The organism is Maribacter antarcticus DSM 21422 (assembly GCF_000621125.1).
Taxonomy (GTDB): domain Bacteria; phylum Bacteroidota; class Bacteroidia; order Flavobacteriales; family Flavobacteriaceae; genus Maribacter; species Maribacter antarcticus.
Genome location: NZ_KK211214.1, coordinates 651,335 through 672,013, shown reverse-complemented (window position 1 = coordinate 672,013; position 20,679 = coordinate 651,335). Strand labels below are relative to the sequence as shown.

19 protein-coding genes are annotated in these 20,679 nt (G+C 37.6%); 5 read left to right on the top strand and 14 right to left on the bottom strand.

Translation table 11 applies throughout. From position 1 onward, the window contains the following. Window positions 1-372: 372 nt before the first annotated feature. From Q360_RS0119435 to Q360_RS0119415, 5 genes are all read right to left on the bottom strand, one after another. Window positions 373-2,745, bottom strand: coding sequence for a DUF2309 domain-containing protein (locus Q360_RS0119435; protein WP_027078574.1), 2,373 nt, complete (start codon window positions 2,743-2,745; stop codon window positions 373-375). Next, a complete protein-coding gene (locus Q360_RS0119430; protein WP_051554870.1) occupies window positions 2,745-4,223 on the bottom strand; it encodes a proton-conducting transporter transmembrane domain-containing protein in 1,479 nt (492 codons plus the stop codon). Before Q360_RS0119430 ends, Q360_RS0119435 begins: the two co-directional genes overlap by 1 nt. Window positions 4,224-4,313: 90 nt before the next feature. Beyond that, the gene (locus Q360_RS0119425; RefSeq protein WP_027078572.1) at window positions 4,314-4,598 is read right to left on the bottom strand and encodes a hypothetical protein; all 285 of its coding nucleotides are present in this window, start codon (window positions 4,596-4,598) and stop codon (window positions 4,314-4,316) included. A gap of 483 nt (window positions 4,599-5,081) precedes the next feature. Next, complete coding sequence (locus Q360_RS0119420) at window positions 5,082-6,128, bottom strand: 1-acyl-sn-glycerol-3-phosphate acyltransferase (protein WP_051554814.1); 1,047 nt, start codon at window positions 6,126-6,128, stop codon at window positions 5,082-5,084. A gap of 4 nt (window positions 6,129-6,132) precedes the next feature. Next, a complete protein-coding gene (locus tag Q360_RS0119415) occupies window positions 6,133-7,053 on the bottom strand; it encodes a bile acid:sodium symporter family protein (protein WP_027078570.1) in 921 nt (306 codons plus the stop codon). Window positions 7,054-7,307: 254 nt separating this feature from the next. Here Q360_RS0119415 and Q360_RS0119410 point away from each other — a divergent pair, with 254 nt between their 5' ends. Continuing rightward, entirely contained in the window at window positions 7,308-7,868 is a 561-nt protein-coding gene (locus Q360_RS0119410) for a thioredoxin family protein (protein WP_027078569.1), read from the top strand. Between the two features lie 123 nt (window positions 7,869-7,991). Then, window positions 7,992-8,522, top strand: a complete 531-nt coding sequence (locus tag Q360_RS0119405; protein ID WP_169734677.1) for a GNAT family N-acetyltransferase — start codon at window positions 7,992-7,994, stop codon at window positions 8,520-8,522. Window positions 8,523-8,532: 10 nt separating this feature from the next. On the opposite strand, the gene Q360_RS0119400 is transcribed toward Q360_RS0119405, so the two are convergent. Next, window positions 8,533-9,069 (bottom strand): YfiT family bacillithiol transferase, encoded by a 537-nt coding sequence (locus tag Q360_RS0119400; protein WP_027078567.1) that lies wholly within the window; start codon window positions 9,067-9,069, stop codon window positions 8,533-8,535. Between the two features lie 433 nt (window positions 9,070-9,502). On the opposite strand from Q360_RS0119400, the gene Q360_RS0119395 reads away from it, so the two are divergent. Then, window positions 9,503-10,141 carry a peroxiredoxin gene (locus Q360_RS0119395; RefSeq protein WP_027078566.1) on the top strand — a complete coding sequence of 213 codons (639 nt, stop codon included), beginning with the start codon at window positions 9,503-9,505 and terminating at the stop codon, window positions 10,139-10,141. 129 nt (window positions 10,142-10,270) lie between these two features. Further along, a complete protein-coding gene (locus tag Q360_RS0119390) occupies window positions 10,271-10,465 on the top strand; it encodes a cold-shock protein (RefSeq protein WP_027064347.1) in 195 nt (64 codons plus the stop codon). A 507-nt stretch (window positions 10,466-10,972) separates the two neighbouring features. Here the strand turns inward: Q360_RS0119390 and Q360_RS0119385 are convergent. From Q360_RS0119385 to Q360_RS0119375, 3 genes are all read right to left on the bottom strand, one after another. Next, window positions 10,973-11,905: a peptidylprolyl isomerase gene (locus Q360_RS0119385; RefSeq protein ID WP_027078565.1), complete on the bottom strand. Its 933-nt coding sequence runs from the start codon at window positions 11,903-11,905 to the stop codon at window positions 10,973-10,975. 102 nt (window positions 11,906-12,007) lie between these two features. After that, the gene (locus Q360_RS0119380) at window positions 12,008-13,420 is read right to left on the bottom strand and encodes a M20/M25/M40 family metallo-hydrolase (RefSeq protein WP_051554813.1); all 1,413 of its coding nucleotides are present in this window, start codon (window positions 13,418-13,420) and stop codon (window positions 12,008-12,010) included. Beyond that, entirely contained in the window at window positions 13,392-14,273 is an 882-nt protein-coding gene (locus Q360_RS0119375; protein ID WP_027078563.1) for a PPK2 family polyphosphate kinase, read from the bottom strand. Before Q360_RS0119375 ends, Q360_RS0119380 begins: the two co-directional genes overlap by 29 nt. A gap of 195 nt (window positions 14,274-14,468) precedes the next feature. Here Q360_RS0119375 and Q360_RS0119370 point away from each other — a divergent pair, with 195 nt between their 5' ends. Further along, a complete protein-coding gene (locus Q360_RS0119370) occupies window positions 14,469-15,161 on the top strand; it encodes a hypothetical protein (protein WP_245603303.1) in 693 nt (230 codons plus the stop codon). A 129-nt stretch (window positions 15,162-15,290) separates the two neighbouring features. Here the strand turns inward: Q360_RS0119370 and Q360_RS0119365 are convergent, their stop codons facing one another. The 5 genes from Q360_RS0119365 to Q360_RS0119345 are packed head-to-tail and all read right to left on the bottom strand — an operon-like array spanning window position 15,291 to window position 20,540. Next, window positions 15,291-16,454, bottom strand: a complete 1,164-nt coding sequence (locus Q360_RS0119365; protein WP_027078561.1) for a sigma-54-dependent transcriptional regulator — start codon at window positions 16,452-16,454, stop codon at window positions 15,291-15,293. Window positions 16,455-16,470: 16 nt separating this feature from the next. Further along, entirely contained in the window at window positions 16,471-17,346 is an 876-nt protein-coding gene (locus tag Q360_RS0119360; protein ID WP_027078560.1) for a DUF6268 family outer membrane beta-barrel protein, read from the bottom strand. Beyond that, the gene (locus Q360_RS0119355; protein ID WP_245603301.1) at window positions 17,325-18,287 is read right to left on the bottom strand and encodes a mechanosensitive ion channel family protein; all 963 of its coding nucleotides are present in this window, start codon (window positions 18,285-18,287) and stop codon (window positions 17,325-17,327) included. The genes Q360_RS0119360 and Q360_RS0119355 overlap by 22 nt, the downstream gene beginning before the upstream one ends. Further along, window positions 18,272-19,609 (bottom strand): ABC transporter permease, encoded by a 1,338-nt coding sequence (locus Q360_RS0119350; protein ID WP_027078558.1) that lies wholly within the window; start codon window positions 19,607-19,609, stop codon window positions 18,272-18,274. The genes Q360_RS0119355 and Q360_RS0119350 overlap by 16 nt, the downstream gene beginning before the upstream one ends. Further along, a complete protein-coding gene (locus Q360_RS0119345) occupies window positions 19,602-20,540 on the bottom strand; it encodes an ABC transporter ATP-binding protein (protein ID WP_027078557.1) in 939 nt (312 codons plus the stop codon). Before Q360_RS0119345 ends, Q360_RS0119350 begins: the two co-directional genes overlap by 8 nt. Window positions 20,541-20,679: the final 139 nt, after the last annotated feature.

Here is a 20,679-nt window from a genome sequence, read left to right as displayed (position 1 = left end):
CCTTTGAATACGCTTGTGGTAAAACAAGTGTTCTGGCTATACTGGCTAGTTCGGTCCATTGATTTATCTTGAATACTGGTGCGTTAAATAGCGTACGTAGGCCTTAAGGGAAAACTTGGTATATTCCCGTTGTATACTATTATCCTATCGAGAACCAATAAAACCAAACAGTATTAGGCGATGATTATAGTTCCTAGCTACTTCTTGTATGCTGTATTTTTCTAATACTACGAAATTTTAAATTGTTGCTAGATTGCGTGTTTCATCGTATCGAGTAAAACATAATTCATCGTGTTGAAATTTAAAAAAACCAAATGACTTTTTATAATTCACTCAAAAGAAATAATCTTACCTGACTTTTTTCTAAATAACCTATGCCGTTACCTTTACATCTTTTTTTGCGCTAGTAAAAGAACTACCTAATACCGGAACCCAGCTCATCCCTTTTTGGTACTTTTCTACCTTATCGTCTTTCATGGGGTTCATTACCATTAAGTAAATCCACTCGTTATCCAAAAGGGCACGCAGATTTTCGTTGCGTGACAAGATGTCTTCTATTCGGGCCTTTGGTGCTTGTATAAGCACCGACAGTCGCAAAGGCTTGTGATACATTTCCGTATCTGAAGAACGTAGCGATTGTAACGGAAGTCCCATTTTTAGGTCTCCACCATTACCTTGTACCACTCCAAAACGACCTGTAATATTATGCGTTATTTTAGAGCCTCCGCCAAACGTGTCGTTAGCTACCATAGAGAAATAGTAATGGTTATTTATCCATTGCGTAACCACCATAGGACCTTGCATAATACCTTCTAAGGCAGCACCAGTTTCGTCCAATTTCCAATTATAGGAATGTAAGAAGCATCGGCCATCTAAATTATCGTTCTTGGTAAGCCATCTGGGGCCTACTATAAAACCAGCATTTTTTGCCAAGCCCCATTCCGGTCTCGTTTCACTCCATTGGTTGGCCTTGCGCTCGGCCATCCTCACACTGTTTTGCTCAACCCCAAGTCTATCTTGCGTTGCCGTCTGTTGCGCAAGTACCAAGTTGGATTTAACCACAGACAATTGCTTCTGGTGCGATCTAGGCACGTGTACATCAAAAAGCATAATCTCATCGGTAGTGGTATTATGCTCCGCTCCAATAAATACCGTACTATCAGGAATATGTACCTTATGCTTTTCTGCTAATACGCTTCTCACCTCGGTTTCATTGGCTAGGCTGGCAAGCATACGTGCATTGTGCCTACCCGGACTTGCAGCACATGCGCCACAATCCAAACTAGAAGCAAAGGCATTATTCGCAGAATGGCTCCCATGACCCACAAAAAGTATCAAAGGGGCAAATTCTTGCCAACCAGTGAGGTCAAAAGCAGATTTAACGATTCCTGCTTTTTCCTCTAAGGGAATATGCAGTGGTATGGTTTCAACCTTTTGATTACTTAGTAATTCAGGAGTACATATGTCTTCATAAGAAGGTGTATTTTTCTTTTTAAACCGATAATACGGACCAGGGACCAAAGTTCGTATCAATAAATAACAACCATAAAAGAAACCAGACCCCTCTACAAAACCAAAAGCGGACGGTAGCATGTTTTTCATACGCTTTAAAAAATAAGCTCCAAACTGTGCTGTCTCAACCTTCCTCTTATACGTCAATACCTTTTCTTTCTTTCTAGATTGGGGCAGTTCGTATACACGGTACGCCGAAGGAACAATTGGAGGACATGATTTTCGATTGATTCCGTCATCTAAGTTACTGTAATCCATTGCAATCCCAAAAAAGCCAGCATATCCAAATGTCTCATAATTCCCTTTTGTTTCCACATGCCTTCGTATAAGCTCTGACCGGGTATCGATACAAAATACCATTTGGGCATCTGGGGCTTTGTTGCCACTTTTATTATTGGTCCGCGTAGCTTTTTGTTGCGCGAACGATCGCACCAACTGCTGCTGCCAAGTACTTTCCCATGCCTTTAACCAGATATACTGTATGGTAAGCAACTCACTCGAACTATCATCAGTATTGGTTTCTGGAATAATTTTAAGGTTTAATTGGTTTGCTATCCAAAGACGCACCGCCAGATAATCCTCCATAGTAATAGGATAGGCTTGCTGCCAAAGGGAGTTGGATTCCGAACGATAATTGATATAACCAGTCCAACCAGGTAGGGATGCCAAGTGATATGTGAAAATGTCTACATAATCGGCTTCCCTCTGCCCTTTTAAAACCTGCTGTAAGGCCTCGCCACTGCTCTTTGGTATATCTTTTACCGAATGTATTCCAAGTTCTTGGTCGTATGCAGCTAGTTGACGCCATGCTATATAAAAACCAGCTTCCTTACCTGGCATTTCCCATTCTGCTAAACCCTCGTCCATAAAGACAGAGAGCCACTTTGCCATCATACCATCTAGGATATGATTTTTATTCTTCCCTATAATTTCTTTATGGGATTCCATTTGCCGTAAATAGAATTCCGGTACTTCCGTATAACCGCTTTCTCTCAAAAGCTCCTTTAATACCACGTCCCAAATTTCACCTTGCTCCCAAGCTTGCCTAAAAAGGGCTGTTTCGGGAAACAAATTAGTAGTTAAAAGTGAGCCGGCCCTCTCTACCGCCGTTTTAAAATCTGTTTGCTCATAGCCCGATAAGGGATTGGAGGTTACAAAGGAGTACAAAGGCCACGTTTTTCCAATTACTTTGGATGCTTCGTCAATACTTTTCAAGATGTCTTGTGGCATCATTACGATTTAGATTTATAAAATAAAATCGATTTTTTATAGGGCTGTGATATATTCATGAGTTTGACGTAAATCCAAGGAATATTGCGGTACACTTCCAATTTCATAATAAAAAAACCAATAAGGAAAATCACACCAAAAACAATTTGGACTGCAGAAAGCGGAAGGGGTACAGCTACCATAGGCAAATCAGCCATTAATACTGTTACACCATTGTACATGAGCGCGTAGCAACCTATACCTGCAATAAACAAAACAGGTGGTACAAACATTTTCTGCATCATTGACAAACTGCTTTCCTTCACTATATTATATGTCGTCTGCCCTACTGTAATCGCCACGATTAAAGTTAGGAAAATACTACTATCCAACGTGGTTCCTTTTCCTGTAAGTTGCGCAAATAAAACAGCTCCACACATACCAAAAACCAATACTGCTATAGCTTGTAGCGGAGTTATTCTAAAATGTATAGCCTTTTTGGGCCTAGAATGAGCTATTTCCTCTCCAGAAGCTAAAAATAGATAGGCCTTGTAAAACCCATGCAGAATAAGATGCGCCACTGCGGCATTAAAAAATCCAAGACCGCACTGCATGATCATAAAGCCCATTTGTGCAATAGTAGAACATGCCAATTTTTGCTTTATATTTACTTGTAACAACTTGGTAAACTGCGCTATTATAGCTGTTAAACCACCTATAACAAACAATAAATCCAAGGTTTTAGTAGCGAACAATACTGTAGAGAAGAGGGCCAATAAAATTCCTGCGCCGTTAACAAAGCCAGCATGCATAAGCGCAGAAGCAGGAGTGGGTGCCGTCATAGCAGAAAGTAACCAACGATGAAAAGGATATATGGCAGACTGCACGATGGCCGCAATAATGATACAAACTGCGGCTATGGAGAGAATATAAATTGGTAGCTCGGCAATAGAAGAAACAATTCCACTTACCGTATACATATCACTTTGAAAGGCTAACAACAGAACTCCAACCGTCAGAAAAAAGGTACCTGTCAAGAAATATTTGAGCGTGAATTTTGATGCCTCTCTCGCTTCACCCCATTGCGCGTCAACGCCAATTAATCTGGACATGATAATTGCCATCAGCAACCAACTAAACAACAATAGCGCTACATGCTCCGAAGCTACAAAAAGCATTACGGCCAAGGTAAAAACCAGACAAAGCACCATAAATTTTGTATGATATCTAAATCCTTTCAGATAGGTGCTCGCATAAGTACTTACCAAAGCGCCAAAAAAAGTGACCGTGGTCCAAATTAAAATAGTGAAGCCATTAACCCGAAAGATATTTTCATATTTCCAATCTGGAATAGTAGGAAAAAAAAAGAATAAGCAAGCAATATTAGCCGCGAACAGAAACCAAAGAAGCGTCGTTATAATTCTAGATATTATTTTGGGGGTACTACTTTCCGATGTATTAGCCTGATTTTTATTTTTGATGCCTTGAAAAGAATTTTCCACGTTAGTTATATAATTTGATTGGTTATAGCGGTTGGTCAAAATAGAAGGGTATTTTCTAATAGAAAAAAAGGATGTAGACAGCGGATAAACTCAAGACTTGGATATTGCTACGAGGTTAATAGCTATACTACTGTCAATCTTGAGCTCCATACCATTCTTGTGGGCTACAACGACGAGCTCCTCTACGCGTTTTTTCGCCTCCTTTAAGCTTGAAATACGTTCGACAGAACTACAAACTGAATCTTTTTCACCCTGTCGAAGATTAAGTGCCTTTACTGTATGAAACTTTATCTTATCGTTGAGCAGGGACAAAAGTACATCCGCCGCTTCGGCCGGACTAAAATGACCTTCTATGAATTTGATATTTTCGTTCATTTTTAAAATACCTTTAGGGTATATTCTTTTAAATTAAACAGCAGTTTTGAACCACGTCTATCCTATAGTCTTTAAACTAATTTCGTACAACACGATTCTTAAATTTGTGTACTAAGGTCAGACATTACGTTTATTAATTTTTATTTATATTAGTTATGTTTTGTATAAATAAAATTTATCATAATCCTAACAATGGATAGAAAAACCTAGTGACACTTTTCAAGCACTACGGACAGTTTCTAAAAATAGCTGTTTCTAATGTGGCACACATCAGCTAAATTGACCCTTAAATAATTTGAAGTACTACCAGAAACTAAGTTATTATTGGTAACCTAAAGATAAACATGAATCAAATCAGGTATTAACCCAGTCCCAAATCTAGGAGCATGACTAGTGGTGTTATTAGCATACATGCTTCTTTTCTAGACCAAGTAGACTCGTAATAAACTCGAAACAGATGACTACGTGATAAGACACCTTGCATCAATTAAAACGAGACCATTTCACATAACTTAAATTGAATATCCCTAAAAAACTGATAATACCCAAGGCCCACCAAAAGTTTACTAGCGCTATAAACGCAGTCAACAAAATGATATAGTAAGCGAAGAAACCCAGAAACGATACTGCAAAACGAAAAGTACCCATAAATTCCGCCTCAGGAACCTTTGGTTTTACCACCAATCTCCAAAATAGTATTACGGGAAGATTCAGGAACAGGAAAATCATCTGGAAAAAAGAACGTTTCTTACTACTCAACGTAGTCGTCTCCGCACCAGGGCTTGTTCTGCTAACTCCTTGTTTTATCAAACGATTAGCTTTTACGGGATCTAAAAAATCGACCTTTTGGGTTTCAAGGTAGTTGGCAATTTCTGTATATTGTACTTCAGGTGAAATATGCGTAGTAAGTGTTTTTAAGCGTACGGTTACAGCCTCTTTTATTCTAACTACAGAGCCTTTTGCATCTTCTTTATCATACAATGCCTGTACTGATATAGGTTTGCCATAACAGAGTGTAGCTGAATCGAGGAATTTTTCTGCATCCTCATAATTGAATCCAACGGGTACGAGCTGAATATCCAACTCCGGAAATTGTTCTAAGGCACGAAACAGTACCCTAGTAAAACCCTTACTTAAAGGCCGCACTCTTCGTTTAAGGTTGTGATTCCCTTCAGGAAACATGACTATAGCCTCCCCACTACTTAAAAAATGAGCACAACTATCAAAAACCGCACTATTCTTGGATAAGGTATTCCTTCCATCACGAACACGATAGATAGGTATCATTCTTACATAATTGAAAAGTGTATTTAAGACCCATCCCCTAAAAACATCTGAACGAGCTAAAAAATATGGTTTTCTATTACAATGTACACCAACCAACAGCACATCTATTAAAGCATTTTGGTGGTTAGGTAAAAAAAGTACCGGTTTGTTTTTAGGTACATTTTCAAGCCCATGAACCTTTATTTTTCTGTGATAGCAAAACAGCCCAAAATGAATGCTATTTTTAAGTACCCAATACAACATAGATTTAAGCTATTTTTTCGGTATTTACCGATTTAGCATTCCAGAAGGTGGCTAACAACAAGCCCGATACAATATGCCATATTCCCCAAAATGCAGCTAAAAGTGCCATACCACCAAGACCATCAAAAAAAGTAAATATGAGCAGTAATCCCAAACCGGAATTCTGAATCCCAGTTTCTATAGTAATCGACCTAGTGTTCGAGGTATTTAAGCCAAAGACCTTCGATAGTGAAAAACCGGTAAAAAATGCCAATAGGTTATGAATAAGTACTATCCAAAATACATAAACTATATAATCTAAAAATACCGCTCTATTATTAAACAAGGCTAAAAACACCAAAGTAATAAAGAATAACAAAGAAACCACCTTTAAGACTTTTGCTATTTTCAGAGCAAGAATAGGTTTTAAATAATTTACCATCATGCCCAAAACTAAGGGAATCCCTAACAGTAGGCTTACTAATTTCACCATCTGGAATGGAGAAATGGCGACGTCCTTCAAAATAGCAGCTGTAGGCCCATAGAAAGAACCCCAAAGTTGTAGATTTAAAGGAGTCATCACTACAGCAAGTAATGTGGCGATTGCAGTAAGACACACGGAAAGCGCAGTGTTTCCTCCGGCCAAATGCGAAATAAAGTTAGAGATATTACCTCCTGGACAGGCTGCTACCATAAACATTCCCAATGCTATACTAGGATACGGATCTATAAACCAAACGAGAAAAAACGTTAACGCGGGCAGTACCAAAAACTGACTCAAAACTCCAACTAAAACAGGTTTGGGCTTTGACCATAACTCTTTAAAGTCGCCTATCGAAATTTCCAATGCAATACCAAACATGACAAATGCGAGCACAACATTCATAGCCCATAGCGCCTCCCCATTATAATTTATGTGTATGTTATCTAAAAGAGTATCAGTCAAAAAATATAATTTTAACACGTTCGCCTCCCACGACTAAGCTATTTCGAAACTCGTTTACGTATTCAAGAGCTCCCAAGGTACTACTTTCAGCCTTAATTCTATACTTTACTCTATTGTTAAATAAGGTCGAATAAGCTTTGAAACCCTGAACAGTGATTAGTGAAATAAAATCTGAGTAGCACAAAATAATTAATTTTTATCCATTTACCATAGCACTGTAAATACCCTTAACTTTATCAAATAAAGTTAATAGTATGGCAAGAACAAAAAGTAAGATGCTAGCCTTGGGTACGGCTGCACCAAATTTTAGTTTACTGGATACATTAAGCGGAAACACCCTTGATCTAGAAACAATGACCGGAGCAAAGGGTACGGTAATCATGTTCATTTGTAATCATTGTCCGTTTGTAATCCACGTAAATCCAGAAATTTCTAAGATGGCAAAAGAGTATAGAATCAAAGGCTTTGGATTTATTGCTATTTCCAGTAACGATATTATAAATTATCCTCAAGACAGTCCAAAACTTATGAAATTAAAAGCAAAGGAGGAGGATTATACGTTCCCATATCTGTATGATGAAACCCAAGAGATAGCCAAAGCCTACGACGCATCATGTACTCCAGATTTTTATCTTTTTGATGACCGCTTAAAATTAGTGTACCGAGGGCAACTAGACGATTCCAGACCTGGTAATGGTGCAGCCCTTACAGGAGAAGACTTAAGAAAAGCTATGGATGGGATTTTAGCAGAAAGTCCTGTAATAGAACATCAGAAACCAAGTATTGGCTGTAATATTAAATGGAAAAGCGACTAAGACTGATTGCTAAATAGTTTTAATCTAAACGAAACCAACTACTAGTTCTAAAACTATACCACTATTTTTTCTACTTAGATACTGTTATACAAACCAGAAGCGGGAGAAATGACATCATTGACTATGAAAGATATTGTTTATTTTGAACCCCTAAGACCAGAAACCTTTGATACCTATATAACGATAGGGACAAAAGCATACAACCAGCATTATCTACATTTATGGCCACATGGCGATACTGCACCTTATATCCAAACTAGCTTTACAGTAACCATAGTAAAGAAGGAATTTAGGGATATAAATACACAGCTTTTCTTAATTTATCGCAACAAAGAATGCGTTGGGATTCTAAAATTAATAACGGATGCTCCACTTGAAGCCTATAGTAAAAAAGAAGCACTTTATTTAGACAAAATTTATATTATCAAAGATGCTTCCGGAGAAGGAATTGGTACTAAAGCACTTCAGTTTATATGGTTACGGGCCAAAGCAGCAGAAAAAAGGGTGCTTTGGCTTGCTGCGATGCAAAAAGGTCCAGCGCTTAACTTCTATAAGAAAAACGGATTTAACATTCATAGCACAACTGAAATCAAATTCAAACAAGCGATAAAAGTGGAAAAACCGATGTTTATTATGATAAAAAGAATACCTTAAGTATTCCCTATCACCAACCTTCCCTTTTTATCAAGTTTTGAATATGGGCCAAATGATGATTCCCATGCCAAGCATATTTACCCATATTTTCTCCAACGCTTACTTTTCTATTATCTACAGGATGCACATAAGAACTCGTTAACTGCTCTTCCGACAAACCTTTTAAAAGAAATACTAGCTTTAAATGAAGAGCATTAAGGTAGTGCAATGAAATATTAGTAGGAGCGGTGTGTGCGTCCAGAAGGTCGGACCATTTTTTTTCTTCATATGCTTTGATTATTGGGTTTTCCTCTGTCAAAGCCCATTTAAACCTAGTATAACTGTGGTGGTGACTATCAGCAATATGATGAATTAGTTGTCTTACTGTCCAACCGCCTTGCCTATATGGAGTTTCTAGTTGTGACTCAGTCAAGTCACCCACCACTCCTTCCAAACGTTTAGGAAAAGTTTCCAGCGCCTTAATCCATTCTTTAATTTGTAAAACGGTTATTTGCTCAGGACAGATAAAATGTCCTATTGGGTACTTTAAGTGTTCTAAGTTTTCCATAGGCTAAATGTAGTAAAGAACTCGGTATTGAAAAACTGACTTTTTAAAATACACGTATATTTAAATGGACGCACTTCTCCTCAACACTATTTGGCATTATGTGTCGAAACCAAAACATTAATTATAAACTATCTGTATGCAAGCATACAACCCATGAAATACCAAGAGGTCAAATTCAAAATTAGGCTACCAGCTGGCGTATTCAAATAAATGAAACTTATGTAATAAATGAGACCTTATGAGCGAAAAAAATAATCGGTAGTGGTGTTAGAAAGTTATCTAAGTTACTTATGGCAAGTTTACTTGTCATCCTATTATTATCAATATAATAAGAGTAAAAAACATTAATACATTTTTAACCCTAAACAAATGAAAACTATCGATTAATCTACTAATTTTATAGGATAATAATAATACTTAAAAATATACGATAATGGCAACATTAAGATTAGGTGATACCGCTCCAAACTTTACAGCAGACAGTTCTATAGGCACCATTAACCTTTATGAATACTTAGGTGACGGTTGGGGTATTCTATTTTCCCACCCTGCAGATTTTACGCCGGTATGTACTACGGAATTGGGCACTGCGGCAAAATTTAAAGATGAATTCGATAAAAGAAACGTTAAGATGTTGGCATTAAGCGTCGATGGTGCTGCATCACACAAAGAATGGATAAAAGATATAAACGAGGTACAACAAACTACCGTAAACTTTCCTATTATAGCCGACGAGGATAAAAAGGTATCCGATTTGTACGATATGATTCACCCCAAAGCCGATAACAACTTAACCGTACGTTCGGTATTTATAATTGCGCCTGATAAAAGTGTGAAATTAACCCTTACCTATCCTGCTTCAACAGGTCGCAACTTTTACGAACTATTGCGAGTTATAGACTCATTGCAACTTACTGCTACTCATAAGGTTGCTACGCCTGCAAACTGGGAAAGTGGTCAAGATGTGGTTGTGAGTCCAGCCATCACCACAGCAGATGCAAAAGAAATTTTTAGTAAAGGGGTAGAAGAAATAAAGCCCTATTTAAGAATGACACCCGATCCTACTAAATAACTTAGAGTGAAGGAGCTCCAAGATTATTGATTTCTAAACACTTAAGGATATTATAATTATGTTAAATTATAATAATTAGTAAAAATAATATTATATTTACGCTTTAATTAATATATAATTTTTTCTATTATGAGTAAAGGAACAGTAAAATTCTTCAATGATTCTAAAGGATATGGTTTCATCACTGAAGATGGTTCGAACGAAGATCACTTTGTACACATTTCTGGCTTAATCGACGAAGTTCGTGAAGGTGATGTTGTAGAATTTGAACTACAACAAGGTAAAAAAGGATTGAACGCCGTTAATGTAAAAGTAATTGACTAGGTAAAATTAAACTTTTTTTATAGTATAAACCCGATTCTATTTGAATCGGGTTTTTTTGTACCCCAATTTTCCATTTGCGAGAATTGGCCTCATTTATTATATATGTATGTTGAACGTTACGCAACCATTTGGATATAACTGCATCTTAAAATTATACATATATATCAACCCCGTTTAGCTAAAACGTCATCCGCACCTTTATTCTTATTTTGCTTTGATTGATTCTAATACATATGATCAAACTATGTTGGAGCGCTATGAAATAAGATATAATTTTTTTACTAATTTTTGGGTAGGGAATTTTAGGTTGTAGTTGTTCTAATAATAGCACAAGTGACCGTTAACCTTATGAAAATCTTCCTATTTATTGTTTTGATGCTAGTACTACTTAATATTTTACTTTTTTTATTCAGTTTATTAAAAACTAAATAACATAAAAAAAGCACTCTAATCGAAATGACCAAAGTGCTTTTACTACAAAGTATTATATTAATTCTAAACTAGTTCCTAGTTTACCCCCATTAATTCTACATCAAAAATAAGCGTTGCATCCGGAGGAATAACTCCGCCAGCACCAGCACTTCCGTAAGCCAAATTAGACGGAATTACAAAACGAGCTTTATCACCTACCTTTAAAAGAGCGATTCCTTCATCCCAGCCTGGAATCACATTACCTACACCCAACTTAAAATCTATAGGCTCGCTTCTCTTGTAGGAAGAATCAAAAACCTGACCGTTCAATAAAGAACCTTCGTAGTGCACGGATACCTCTTTTCCACTTTCGGCCTTAGCACCTTTCCCTTCTTGTATCATCTTATATCGAAGTCCTGAGGCAGTTTCCTCAAAACCTGCTGCAACTTTATCTAGTTCCGCATCTTGATCTGCTTTGGCAACATTCGAACGCTCTTCGCCGGATCTGGAAAAAGCATCAAACGCCTTTACGGCATCCCAGGCTGCTGCTTCAGCACCTACTCTTACAATTTCTAAAGAATCCAAGGCATCACCTTGTGCAATCGAATCAACAATCTCTTGTCCAGAGGCAACATGACCAAAAACAGTATGCTTATTATCTAACCAAGGGGTAGCAATATGTGTAATAAAAAACTGGCTTCCGTTAGTGCCAGGGCCTGCATTTGCCATCGATAGCACTCCTGGTGCATCATGTGTTAGTTCTGGACGAAACTCATCATCGAATTTATATCCCGCATCCCCTGTTCCAGTTCCTAGAGGGCAACCGCCTTGCACCATAAAATCTGGAATTACACGGTGAAAGGTTAATCCATCGTAATAAGGTGTCCCTTCTGGTTTTGCCGTATTTTGTTTTTTACCCTCGGCCAAAGCAACAAAGTTACCTACCGTTCCTGGCGTTTTATCATAGGTAAGCTTAACCAGCACCTCACCTTTTGTTGTGTTAAATTTTGCGTAGATTCCGTCTTCCATTTTCCTATTATTAATTAAGGTGCAAAGGTATGGAAAAGGTATGGAAAATGTTAGAAATCTTAAAGCCAAGGCCCTACGGTCTACGAAACAGCTACGCCATAATTATTTGACTGCCCCATCTATTCCGTACACATCAAAAAGATAAATAAGACTCGTCATAGCAGCTGCTCCGAGTTCCAATTCACGCTTGTTTACATGTTCAAACCTATCGTTATCAGAATGGTGGTGGTCAAAATACCGTTGTGAATCCGGTTTTAACCCTGCTAAAACAATAGTATCATTTTTTAATGGACCAATGTCCGCGCCACTACCTCCTTTAACCAACATACTAACTTGATATGGTTCCAACAAAGGCTTCCAGCTTTCCACACGTTTAAAATCAGCCTCCGAACTATCGAACGAAAAACCTCTTGGCGTAAAGCCTCCAGAATCACTTTCTAAAGCAAAAATGTGGTTTTCGTTATTCTTTTGCGCTACCTCGGCATACTTTTTACCGCCTCGTAATCCGTTCTCTTCATTCATAAACAAGACCACCCTTATGGTACGTTTAGGAGTATATCCAATTTCTTTAAAAAGTCGTAATACCTCCATGCTTTGCACACAACCTGCGCCATCGTCATGTGAACCATCGCCTAAATCCCATGAATCTAGATGCCCACCCACTACAATAATCTCATCTGGATGAGTACTTCCCTTAATTTCGCCAATTACATTGAAGGATTGGACATCATCTAACTGTTTACAATTTTGTTTGAAGTAAAAGCTAATCTCTGGATTTAACTTTAAGGTTGCACTAAGCAGCTCCGCAGCATTTGTACTTATTGCCGCCGCAGGAATTCTTTCATTTAATGGCGTATCACCATAACTCAAACCACCAGTATGAGGAAAATCATCAAGCCTTAGGTTCATGGAACGTACAATAACCCCCAGAGCTCCAAACTTACCTGCTTCCTTAGCACCAGAACCTCGCTGGTCTACACTACCTGAATACGCATCGAAAGTATTGATATGACTGGCATCCATCGGACGGTTAAAGAAGACTATTTTACCTGCTATATTATCGGCTCCAAGTACATCTAGCTCCTCAATACTTTGCACCTCTATCACTTTTGCCTTGAGACCCTTTGGTGGTGTTGGGACTGAACCCCCCAAGGCGGTAATAGGCACATTGGTGGTGATACCAGGATCTGTTTCAAAATAAGCAAACTCGGGTGTACCCCGGACCCATTTTGGAACCATCACCGGCTGCAACCAAACTTGATCTAAGCCAAGGGCATCCAATTCTGCCTTCGTATAATCGACTGCCTGTTGTGCTTGAACGGAACCTGATAATCTACCTCCAATCTGGTTGGAGAGGTGATTTAACCAATCATAGGATTTTCCTTGAGTGAGGGCTGCGTCATATATTTTACGTAATTGAATCTCGTCATTCTTTTGTGCTAATAGTACCTGACCCAAAATCAAACATAAAGCCAAGAGTCCTATTTTATTCTTCGTTATGTAGTTGCTTTTCATAGGTGTCTAAATTAGCCATAATTTTAACATCCAAATGCGGCTCCTCTATATCTTTGTATTTTTTTAACCTTTCCAGCAGTATAGTCGCTACTATAACCCGTGCGGCTTTTTTATTGTCGGCAGGAATAATATCCCAAGGCGCATGCTCTTTTGAGGTGTTCTTTATGGCCTCCTCGTAACAGTGTTGATAGCTTTCCCATAGCTTTCGCTCTTTTAAGTCGCTCGGAGAGAATTTCCAATGCTTTTTTTTAAGCGAAAGCCTTCTTAACAATCGTTGTCGTTGTTCTTCTTTAGAAAGATGTAAAAAGAACTTAAAAATAATTGTCCCGCTTTCTGCCAAATGCCGTTCAAAATTATTTATTTGCTCAAATCGGTTGTCCCAAAAATCTTGATCAATATCGGTAACGGCATGGATACCCGGAATTCGTTCACCCAAAATATACTCAGGATGAACCCTTGTTACTAGAACATTTTCATAATGCGTTCTATTAAAAACACCGAACATGCCCTTTTCTGGGAGTACTAGGTAATGTCGCCAAAGATAATTATGGTCTAATTCCAACTCGGTAGGTACCTTAAAACTATGCACCTCTACGCCTCTTGCATTAAAATCTTTGAACACTTCGCGCACCAAACTATCTTTACCCGACGTATCCATTCCCTGCAAACAAACCAAAACACTGTACTTGTTGTGAGCATATAACGTATCCTGAAACTCCCCTAGTAGTTTTCTGGTCTTTTGTAAATCCCTTTTCAGTTGTTTATCCGAACGCCCAAAGTCTTCATAGGTTGCTATGCGCACTATATTAGTACTAGTTCCTGCACGATAATCTTCTGTTTTTATATAATCCATACTGAAATATAAAAGTTTTAATCGATGAAATACAGTCAAATGTTAAAAAAATATGCGGTTCACCATTTGATTTAAACATTTTAGCTAATTAAAGGCAAAGTGGGTGTTTTCCATCGAATAGTATATTTCAAAGTGCCATTCTCGAAGTAATTTTATACCTGTAAAAAGTTCCAAATTTTACACAACTAAATCTTAATGATGATCAAAACCTATATCTTCATCAGTGTCATTGCGCTGCTGCTATTTTCTTCTTTTAAATCTAACACGGAATGCGAGTACGCCGGATCTAATATTGGCTTTGCTAAATCCCAAACTGAAACTGCCATCGCAAAAGAGGATATAAATAAGGCTCGGTTTTTTGCATATAAAGCATTGAATGCCATTGAAAAGTCTAAAAATCAGTTAGCTATATGTGGTTGCGAATATGCTGAAATTGATTTAGAAGAAGGTTTAAGAAATCTTAAACTAGCAATTAAGGCCACCTCCTTAGGAGCTACCCGCATGTTGCTCGAACGCTCTTTAGAACATACTCTAAACGGACTAGAAGCACTTGATGCACACGATTTACATCAAAGCAAATATGGTAATGAAGTACTCGCACTTAATACGATAATTCCAACAAAAAATGCAGCAACCTTACTAAAAGAACAAGATGTTACATCATTGAACGAAAAAATTGATTTTTCCTTAAAAAAATATAAAGCCTCTCTTCAAAAAATAGTGGAGTCGGTGAATTGCAAAGAGGCGCGTGCCTTTGCGAAAAATATCTTTGATAATTGTGAAAAGGAATTACTTAAAAGTAATTTATCCGAAGGTAAAAAATATTACAATTTAAGAACTAAAGAGATTACCACAGATGCCTTACTTAGAATTCCTGATTGTCTCTAAATAACATGCTAAAAACGAAAGTAACGAAGGTTTTGAACTTGAACAAAATTCAATTACAGTCACAAAAGTTAAGTAGTCCATAGTTCAGAAATCTAAAAAATATTTATCCCAAGTAAATGCTATTAAAAGTTACTTACTGGCAAATAATTTCACATCATCTTCCGAAACTTCCGCACCGCCTAATATAATAAGACGCTCTACAACATTTCGCAACTCCCTGATATTTCCTGTCCAATCGTACGCTTTAAGTAGTTTAACAGCCTTGTCACTAAAGGTCTTTAATGGAATCCCTTGCTCAGAGGTCACTTTTTTACAGAAATACTCAATCAATATTGGTATATCATCTCTTCTTTCGTTTAAAGAAGGTACTTGAATAAGAATTACGGCAAGCCTGTGATAAAGATCTTCACGGAAGTTACCCTCCGCTATTTCGTGTTTCAAATCTTTATTTGTGGCTGCCAATACGCGTACATCCACTTTTATATCCTTGCCCGTTCCCACTCTAGAAATCTTACTTTCTTGCAATGCCCTTAGAACTTTAGCTTGGGCAGAGAGACTCATATCACCTATTTCGTCCAAGAATATGGTACCCTTGTTCGCAGCCTCAAATTTACCAGCACGATCTTTTACCGCAGAGGTGAACGCCCCTTTTACATGACCGAACAACTCACTTTCTATAAGTTCTGATGGTATGGCGGCGCAGTTAACTTCAATAAAAGGTGCGGCACTTCGTTGGCTCTTTTGATGAAGCCAATGTGCAACCAATTCCTTTCCCGTTCCGTTAGCACCTGTAATTAAAACGCGAGCATCTGTAGGGGCTACTTTTTCTATCATATCCTTAATAGCGCCTATACCGCTGCTTTTACCAATCATTTCATGATTTTTACTGACCTTCTTTTTGAGGATTTTATTCTCCACTACAAGTTCTTTGCGGTCCAATGCATTTCTAACGGTAGTCAATAATCTATTTAAATCTGGTGGTTTAGAAATATAATCAAAAGCACCCAACCGCATCGTGTTTACAGCTGTATCCAAATCGCCATGCCCGGAAATCATAATAAATGGAATTTCAGGCTTCAGTTTTCTTGCAGCTTCCAGTACTTCAACACCGTCCATTTTAGGCATTTTAATATCGCATAATACAAGATCATAGTCATTATTCTTTATCGTTTCCAGTCCCTTTAGACCATCCTCTGCTTCTTCTACCAAATAGGCATCGTTCTCTTCAGATAGTATTTTAACCAACACACGCCTAATTGCTGCCTCATCCTCGATAACTAAAATTTTTGACATAATCTTTATTGTTTATTTAAAGTCCTATTCTGAACCCGGCTCTCATATAAAAGCTTGAATCATCGTTCAATGTAAAAATATCATTTCTTTCCTCATCCCTCAGCACTCCTAATTGAAAAATCGTATGTCCGAAAAATCCATAAAACGACATTTCCTTAGTAATATTATAGGAATAACCAAGGGTTACCACTGCTGCGGAAGAAGATATGGACGAGGCAAATGTGGCATCGGGCAAAGCAGTACTATTTTGAAGGTTTACAAAATAGCCATCCAATATAAACTCTGTCTGTATGATATGTTTTTCCTTAAAATGATATTTCATTCCTGTCTTTGGCACTCCAATAATATAGGACCAGTTAGGACTAAACCTTTTTTCAAAGTAAACCACTGGCAATGGAACTCTTAGGGCTACTGCAGAGTTGTATGCTATACCTAAAACCAATCGCGTAGGCTTATCTAAATAAGGCCTATCCCTAAACCCTCCAATAGTAGCATTTATGGAAAAATCACCATTTTCAAGAGGATTTGTTAAGGTAGATGCCAGCCTTGGGGTTAAAACTCCAATAAGCCTCCAATCCTTCCCATATCTACGCACATATCCTATGTTAATATCCACAACATGAAAATAATTTAGACCTTCTTGATTTATAGCTATATCGTCTCGCTGTAAATCGTATGACAAACGATTATACTCGCTTCCAACCACTACAATACTCGAATCTCCTACCTTAATAGGAACATTGGCTACCAATTTTATTCGTGATAATTTTGCGCCGGAATCATTTCTTGGCAATAGCATATATTCGACCCTAAAAACATCGGGGGTCTGTGCCATACTAGCATTGATAGGAATACAAACTAAAAGGACTACTAATCTTCGCCAATACCCCATTCCCTATCCGGTTTTTGAACGTTGCTATGCTTAAATGGGGTTTGCTGAAAAACATGTACATCTCTCTGAGGAAATGGTATGGTAATATTATTAGTTCTGAATTCTGCATCTATCCGATACCGAATTTCACTCTTTATCCTTGGGTCGGTAAAGCTATCGCTGATAAAAAAATTGAGCGAGAACAGCAATGCCGAATCACCAAAATCGTCAAACAATACAAAGGATTTTGGACTCTTTAATACTCCTTTTTGATTTTGTAAAATAGTCTCCAAAATCTTAGTCACCAACTGAACATCACTACCATAGGCTACTCCAATCTTAACAGTCTCTCTAGTGGTTTTATGATTTTGCGTGTAGTTATACACAATATCGCTTATAAACTTGTGGTTAGGTATAATTATAATCTTGTCGTCCCTAGTTATTGCTCTGGTCGTTCTTAGTTTAATCTCAAATACCTTTCCAACTTTTGAGTCTACTTCTACTATATCACCCACGCGAAGCGATTTATCTAGAATGATAAAAATACCGCCTATAATATCTTGAAAAAGCTCTTGTAACGCTAGGCCAAGACCAACGAAAAGTGCCGCGGATGCAGTAATCAGAATGGTTATATTAATCCCTGCTGTACTCATGGTAAATAGAATTACCACAATGTAGACAACGTACTTTATAAACTTGAAAATACTGACAAACTTAAGCTTGTCATCTAAATCCATATTACGGGTAAAGAATTGCCTCACCCATTTCATAAAAAATATAGTACCAACAAAGGACAGTGTCAAAAGCAATAACAAGCCAATGGTAATATCTATGGTGTTCTCACCTTTACCATAATGTAATCCGAATTCCAAAAATTGCTTTATGGACCCCCAGATATCTTCTTCTATAATTTCCTTTATTATTTGGGTATTATCCTGAACCATGATTAATATTTGAGCCATTTGAACAACTCCTTGTAGCTTGGTTTTTTACCGTACATTAAGATGCCTACCCTATAGATTTTGGCAGCCAACCAAACAATACCAATAAAGGTAGCCATTAAAATAAGAATAGAAGATATCAACTGCCATACAGGCACGCCACCTTCACCAATACCGCCAGGCAAACGCATCATCATAACAATAGGAGAGGTTAACGGAAAAATCGAAAAACCTACCGCAATAGGTCCATGAGGATTACTAAAAACAGAGAAAAACCCAACATAAATAGCCAACATTAAGGGTAGAATAATTGGAAATATGAACTGTTGGGTATCCGTTTCGTTATCTACTGCAGCTCCTATTGCCGCATAAATAGAACTATAAATCAAATAGCCCAGAATAAAATAAACAAGAAAAAAAGTAATCAAAAGACCCCATGGAATATCAAAAAGCTCCTGTGCATACAATTGCATCGTTAAATCAGCAGAAGGTATTCCAGAATTTACCCCTTGGCCAATAGCCGGAATTGCGCCCCTACCAGAAACATCGGATGGATCTATATCAAAAATAGCCATAGCGATAAACAACAAAATAGTACCAGAAACAATCCAGATACCAAACTGTGTAATTCCCGCCAAAGAAGTACCAATGATTTTACCCAGCATAAGTTGAAATGGCTTAACCGACGAAACAATAACTTCAATGATGCGACTAGTCTTTTCCTCTATTACACTCCTCATAACAAACCCACCATAGATAATTATGAACATCATAATAAGGTAGCCAAAACCACCACCGATTATTGCCTTTATTTCATTTATACCTTTCAAATTTTGCTCACCTTCAAAAGTTGAAATATTCATTTGAAAGGTACGATCCATTTCTGCATACTCAGAGGGCGATATACCTAACTCCCTTAATCTTTCCTGCTTTAACCTTTCTTTAAAAATACGTTCTAAGCTTTCTAGGATAGTTGTGTTCGGTGCGTCTACACTATAAAAAAACGCGCGTTGGGAAACTAATTCCAATGTATTCTCTTCTGGCACATATACCAACCCATAGTATCCCATATTTATCGTAGAGTCCTTCGCCTCTTCCAATGTAAGGTCCCTATAGTTTACATAAGATGTAGTTTCGTTAGAAAGGAATTCTGTAGAAAAAAAATCACTCTCGTTAAGAACAGCAATCACCCTTTTCTCACTATCGTTCAATTTAGTCAGATAGGCGATAAGGAGAATCATACCGACCATTAAAATAGGACTCAAAAACGTCATGATAACAAAAGACTTGTTGCGCACCTTCGCCAAATATTCCCTTTTTATAATCAACGGCAACTTATTCATGGGCATATCCTTTATTTTGAATCGTACGGATAAAAATATCATTGGCCGAAGGTATAGCCTCCACAAAACTGTTTACATTAGATTTGGAACCAAGAAAACCTAATAGACTGGTAGAATTTTCATTGGGAAGCTGTACGGAGAAATCCAGTTGTTTTTCCCTACTATCAAAGCTAGAAGAAAGTACTTGGTACCGCTCCTTTAGTTCTCCCAATAAAAGTTCTGGAGCTTCGGTCGTTACCCCTACTCCAAAAATATTATTCTTAAAGGCTTTTTTTATATCCGACAGTTTCCCGTCTAAAATCTTTTCCGCACGGTGTATGAGGGCTATGTATTCACAAAGTTCTTCTACAGATTCCATCCTGTGGGTTGAAAAGATGATAGACGTACCGTTTTCTTTGAGGTTCCAGATTTCCTCCTTTATAATGTTTGCATTAATAGGATCGAAGCCACTAAAAGGCTCATCGAAAATAAGTAACTTAGGTTCGTGTAAAACCGTCACAATAAACTGTATTTTCTGAGCCATACCCTTAGAAAGCTCTTGTATTTTCTTTCCCCACCAATCCCCTATCTCAAAACGATCAAACCAAAATTTGAGCCTTTCTTTGGCGTCGTGCTTAGAAAGTCCCTTTAATTGCGCCAAATACAGAGCCTGTTCTCCTACCTTCATATTTTTATACAATCCACGCTCTTCTGGTAGATAGCCAATTTGAGAAATATGCTCAGGCTTTAGAGCCTCACCACCAAAAAAAACTTTCCCTTGATCAGGATAGGTTATCTGATTGATAATTCTAATCAAAGTGGTTTTTCCAGCCCCATTGGGACCTAAAAGTCCGTAAATACTATTCTCGGGGATTTCAAGGGAAACACTCCTTAAAGCTGTGTGATTTCCAAACTGTTTGGTAACCTCATCAACTACCAAAATATTGTTCATGTAATCGATTTAGTCAAAGATATTGAAATGTTTTAAAAGGCAATTTTAAAGGGTACGATTAGCACCTCATTTTAACATTGTTTTATTAAGACCAGAATCAAATCGTAATTAAAGCTTTTTTATAAAAACAAAACCCACC